Source organism: Stenotrophomonas sp. GbtcB23, assembly GCF_019091045.1.
Taxonomy (GTDB): Bacteria; Pseudomonadota; Gammaproteobacteria; order Xanthomonadales; family Xanthomonadaceae; genus Stenotrophomonas; species Stenotrophomonas rhizophila_A.
This window is the reverse complement of the sequence record NZ_JAGXKC010000173.1, coordinates 1-551: the sequence shown is the minus strand read 5'-3', so window position 1 is coordinate 551 and position 551 is coordinate 1. Positions and strand designations below refer to the sequence as shown.

Annotated in this window: 1 protein-coding gene; it reads right to left on the bottom strand. The window is 55.7% G+C overall.

The features are described from left to right. A partial coding sequence (locus tag KVS69_RS18665; protein ID WP_217539471.1) for a hypothetical protein occupies positions 1–511 on the bottom strand: 511 nt, incomplete at its 3' end. Positions 512–551 lie beyond the last annotated feature (40 nt).

Genomic DNA, 551 nt, shown 5'->3' with positions numbered 1-551 from the left:
GCTTGGCGATACCTAGCTTGGGGGGTGCCCCTATCCAGAACTCGCCGCCAATAACGTCTGGGCCAGGACTTCCACCCAACACGGCGACGCGCTCTCGAAGGTGGAAGGCATCATGCAGCAATCCTACGAACCCAAGCACGTGGATCACCGCCCCCATTGCAACGTGATCTCCATCCAAGCTGGATCGGAACTCGGCGAACTTTTCCTTCACCCTGCTTACCTGACCAGTGACACAGAGCATTTCCAGCCAACGAACGATGACATATGGATCACCGGGCTTCAGGCGACGTGCGCAGTCGAAACTTTCGTCCGCATCATCAAAGGAGTCATCGATAGCAGATACATATGCGCGCCACTCACAAGTCGTCGCTGCATCTATCGACGCGAGCTGATTCGCCCGCTCTTGAAGTCTGCGTTTCATTGCAAAGCCACTGGCACCAGATTTGAGTGTCTCAAGTACCTCGATCCGCGTTCCACTTAAGATAGTGTCGGGAGTGGCGCTGGAGGACATGAAGGCGCATCCAGAAATTCGGGGCGTAACCGTACCACTC